This window comes from Caballeronia sp. (assembly GCF_049581465.1).
GTDB lineage: Bacteria > Pseudomonadota > Gammaproteobacteria > Burkholderiales > Burkholderiaceae > Caballeronia.
The window spans coordinates 1-4361 of sequence record NZ_JBAUSA010000530.1 but is presented as its reverse complement, the minus strand read 5'-3'; the positions used below and the strand labels follow the sequence as shown (position 1 = coordinate 4361).

Here is a 4361-nt window from a genome sequence, read left to right as displayed (position 1 = left end):
TGCCCGACGAGCCCGATTGATCACGGTGTCCAGCGATAAACAATCACGCTTGAACCGTTGTAGTTGTCCTTCGTGACGACATACTGCCCGTTCGAGCGACGGTACGATCTGAGGCCGTACATCGAATCCACGTCATTGCCGACATACACGGTGCTGGGGCTGCTGTCGATCAACGTAGTGTCCACGTTGCCTGTGGTCAGATTGAAGGCATCGATGTTGGGCACGGTGTGTACGTAACCCACGAAGAGATAGTTGCCGGTTGCCGTGATCGACTTGGGATTGACGCTGGTGATGTTGAGCACCGGATTGGGAGCGGTTGTGTTGCCTGCAAGCCAGCCGTGATACACCTCGACCCGTGTTCCGATCGACGTCCAATCTGTACTCCCGACAATGCCCTGTGCCAGGATCATGGTGTCGCTTTCCGGCAAGTAGATGATCCGCGTCAACGGCGTAATCGTGCTCGGAATGGGCGTTGCAATTCCGGGCCCCCAGGTCGGCTGACCGTTGGCACTAAAGCCGGTCAGCGGATAGTGCCAAATGGCATTCGTCTTGTCCAAACCGGCCCAGACGTCCCCATGGCTGTCAAGGCAGAATCCGTCCCTGACCGGTGCGGTTGCATTGAACGCTGTACCTGGAAGCGAAGCGGCCGGTATTGCGATGTAGCCATTCGCCGCGTTGAAGTAGAAGAAGTAGAACGTATCGGGATTTTGGCCGGATGCCACAAGGATTCGGTTGGCGCCGATGGTCGCGAGTTCACCGAAATGTTCGTCACGTGAGGGATCGTTGATGTTGATCCGTGGATCGGCTGGATAGTCGATTGGGTCAACCGTGTTCGCTACGAAGGTTCCTCCAGCGGTGCCCGTGTAGATATTCGTGCCTCCATAGAAGTTCGCCGCATCCGTACCCGCGTCTGGAGCGGCGACCCCCTCGAAGTTGAGAGACTGAAGCGTCCACTGCAAGGTGCCCGAGCTGCTGTAGGCGTGAATGTCGGTGCCGCCGTCGCGGCCGAGGTCCCAGCTTCCGCCCCATGGGTTGTTCAGCACGTACAGCATGCCGGTCGCGTCTTTGCCGATGCCTGCCACGCGGGTAAAGCGCTGAGAACCAACCTGGCCTTTTATTCCAGATGTAGTGTCGAGATATCCGCCTTGAATGCCAAACGTACTAACCAGGGATGCATTGCCCGCAAGGTTATAGATCTTGATGTTCATGTCGGGACCCTCGTCGCCGATCATGAGATACCCAGTCGTCGAATCGAAATACAGCGAGGACGGTCGGGAGGTAGCGGCCATCTGGATGGTGTTCATCGGCGCGCCGGCCGGACTGAATTCAAGGATCGCGGCCGCGCTCTTCTGCGCAACCCACAGGTTTCCTGCGCCGTCCACCGCGAGCGCCCCCGGCCCAGGGACGGCGATATCCTGCCGCCAGTTGCCGCCGGTGGTGTAGACCCGGACGCGATTTCCAGGAAAATCGCTCGCATAAACGAGCGAGCCCGACGTCGCGAGTCCTGTGATTACATCAGCCCGCTGCTCAGTGGTATCCGCGCTCACCGGGATCAGCAAATTGCGAGTCAGGCTGGTTCGGCTGTACGCCCCCACCGAGCCGCTGCCGTAAGTGCTATTGAATTGCATGGCAGTGAAGATGGTGGTTGAGTTACCCGTAATGGCGCTGCCCTGGAAGTCGCCGTGACCTCCTATGGACCCCATGCTTTGGCCGTTCTGATATATCGCTACACCACCCTCGTTTTCGTCCCACATGGAGGACGTGTAAATGACACCCTCGGGCGCTACCCACATGGAGCGCGCGACGCTACCCACGCGAGTGGCGTTGGTCCCATTGGTGTTCGCCACCCAGTCGGTGGTGTACTGCGCCTGGCACTCTGTCGCCATCGTAGCGATCAGCAGCATCGCGGCGAACAAGGCATAGATTTGTTTCATCATGATGAAAAGCGCCCTCCGGAGGCACCTGAATCGGGGATTGTGGTTTCGCCCATGCTCGCGGCGATGACTCAGCGACGACTACTCGATGTGCTCTACGTGGAGACCGCGTGATGGTACCTGTGGCTGCCTTCTTTGTCGTGTTGGCATGCACGCTATGAGGCGTTTGGGCGGTATAACGGCGGGGTGCGAAAAAAGTTGAGCTGCTTGCGTTTCCAGTAAAGGCGAAACGACACGCCAAGACGAGCGAATCGCTTTGCCCGATAATAGCCGTCATGAAAACCATTCCGACCTATCGCCCAATGCGTCGCGCGTTCATCGCGCTTGCCGCTTTATCCGTTCCCCTGCTGCTTGCCTCTTGTGCAACGCCGGCCTCCCCCTCGCTCGATGCCGCTATCGCGGCGCCGTATCGTGGAGATAAGGCGCAGGCTCGTGATGTCTATCGCCATCCCAAGGAGACGCTTGAGTTCTTTGGTCTGGCCCCCACGCAAAGCGTGCTGGAAATTGCGCCCGGCAGCGGCTGGTATACGGACATCCTGGGGCCGTATCTGCGGGATCGCGGTACGTTGTATGAAGCGCAGTATGTGCCACCGCAAGCGGCGCTATCCGACGGCGAAATAAAAGGCAATGCAAGCTTCGAACTCAAGCTCGCAACCACGCCCGCCGTGTACGGAACGGTGATTGTGGGAACGTTGCGTTCGGGTCAGTTCAGCGGCTTGCCGCAAGGCTTGCAAGTGGACCGCGTGCTGACATTCCGCAACATCCACAACTGGATTGAAGACGGCCAGATCGATGCGAACTTCCGTGCGTTCTACACGGTGCTGAAACCGGGCGGCGTGCTTGGCGTGGAAGAGCATCGCGCAACGCCGGGCACCTCCCTGCAACAGATGATCGACACCGGCTATGTGACAGAAGCCTATGTCATCGAGCATGCAAAATCAGCGGGATTCAGGCTCGCCGGAAGCAGTGAAATCAACAGCAATCCACACGATACGAAGGACTATGCGCATGGCGTATGGTCGTTGCCGCCGACCTATCGCGGCGGCGCCGTGGACCGGGAACGCTTGGCCGCGATCGGCGAGTCGGACCGCATGACGCTGCGCTTTGTAAAGCCTTGACTTAAGCCCTGACTAAAGCACGGAAGCGCGAATCGATTCGCGCCAACGCGCGTTCTTCAATGCGGCTTGCCAATGATTACCAGGCCTCGCGCAAGTCCGCTCACCGAATCGACCGCGAGCGCTCCGTCGTATAACTGCGCGACCGGCACCCAAACCGGCGGGTACTTGTAGCGCGCGACATCGAGTAGCAACGCGGTATCGGTGGCGGGATCGAAGGCCGCCAGCGGCGACCAGTGCCCGCCGCCGACCTCCCCTATGGAGGTTCGCTTGAAATTGAGCAGCACGAAGCGGTCGTTGCGCGCCGTGGTCGTTCGGATCAGGTCGCGGAATTGGGCGAGCGTCAGGTCGCTCGCATGATACTTCCTGACGTCGACGGGGAAGCTCGTCAACGCGGCGGCAAGCTGGTCGAGCGTCATGCCTTCCATCGACACACGCGCCGCATTCGCCACCTGAGGATCGATCGTGCGAAAGAATTCGTCCTGCGAGAAATAAGGAAAGCCGGGATAGAGCGACGATTCCGGACGCTGCACGCCCAACGCGTTGAGCGCCATCACGGAGGTCGCAACCGAGCAATACGCCTCGTTCTTCTGCGTTTCGAAATAAGCAGACAGCGGCCAGTAAGACTGCTTGCTCGCGGCCGATAGCAAGCGACCCTGCCCGACTGGATCAACAAGGGACGTAAGCGTAGGCGGGACGGCAAGCGGTCCATCGGCGGGTTGAACGACGGCTTGCGCAGAAGAGGCTGCCAGCAAGCTCGCGGACGACGATTGCACCGATGACGGCAACGGCGCACAAGCCGTAAGAGCGGCTGCCAGCCACGCGGCTAGCAGACTCGCTTTGAGGGCACGAAACGGGAAACGCTGGGGCATTGAATTCCTTCGGCTGACGTTGATCGCGCGTTTTTGTCATCAGTGACAAACCCTGATTTTTACCATGACAAAAGATTGCGCGTGAATAACGCTAGCGTGGCCGGCGATGATTCAATGCAATAAACACACCCATCAGCGTAATGAATGCGAGCACGAGCAAACTCGCGTTGAATAAAACATGCAGATAGCCGAGTTCGCCGACATCGATGAAAGGATACGGATAAAAGTCCGACGTGCTCCCCCGCCATAACGTGATGAACAGATAAGCGAGTGGGTAGATCAGCCAGAGCAGGCAGTGACGAAGCGTCAGATGGAAACGCGGCACGAACATGACCCAATAGAGCACGGACAACAACGGAACCACGGTATGCAAACATTCGTTGAGGACTGCCCTATACCCGGAAGGAGTCCAAAAGTAGCGCAGCAGCAGGTTATAAGCC

Annotated in this window: 4 protein-coding genes; 1 reads left to right on the top strand and 3 read right to left on the bottom strand. The window is 58.6% G+C overall.

What is annotated here, in order from left to right:
• Positions 1 to 20 precede the first annotated feature (20 nt).
• A complete protein-coding gene (locus WCA53_RS13060; protein ID WP_423910529.1) occupies positions 21 to 1937 on the bottom strand; it encodes an SMP-30/gluconolaconase/LRE-like region family protein in 1917 nt (638 codons plus the stop codon).
• A gap of 272 nt (positions 1938 to 2209) precedes the next feature.
• On the opposite strand from WCA53_RS13060, the gene WCA53_RS13055 reads away from it, so the two are divergent.
• A complete protein-coding gene (locus WCA53_RS13055) occupies positions 2210 to 3052 on the top strand; it encodes a class I SAM-dependent methyltransferase (protein WP_423910526.1) in 843 nt (280 codons plus the stop codon).
• A gap of 56 nt (positions 3053 to 3108) precedes the next feature.
• On the opposite strand, the gene WCA53_RS13050 is transcribed toward WCA53_RS13055, so the two are convergent.
• Positions 3109 to 3921 carry a phytochelatin synthase family protein gene (locus tag WCA53_RS13050; protein ID WP_423910523.1) on the bottom strand — a complete coding sequence of 271 codons (813 nt, stop codon included), beginning with the start codon at positions 3919 to 3921 and terminating at the stop codon, positions 3109 to 3111.
• A 91-nt stretch (positions 3922 to 4012) separates the two neighbouring features.
• The coding region (locus WCA53_RS13045) for a Pr6Pr family membrane protein (RefSeq protein WP_423910519.1) at positions 4013 to 4361 on the bottom strand (349 nt) is incomplete at its 5' end.

Bases quoted from the DNA above. Each gene is read 5' to 3' on its own strand.
- WCA53_RS13060 (WP_423910529.1), bottom strand. From the start codon at position 1,937: ATGATGAAACAAATCTATGCCTTGTTCGCCGCGATGCTGCTGATCGCT.
- WCA53_RS13055 (WP_423910526.1), top strand. From the start codon at position 2,210: ATGAAAACCATTCCGACCTATCGCCCAATGCGTCGCGCGTTCATCGCG.
- WCA53_RS13050 (WP_423910523.1), bottom strand. From the start codon at position 3,921: ATGCCCCAGCGTTTCCCGTTTCGTGCCCTCAAAGCGAGTCTGCTAGCC.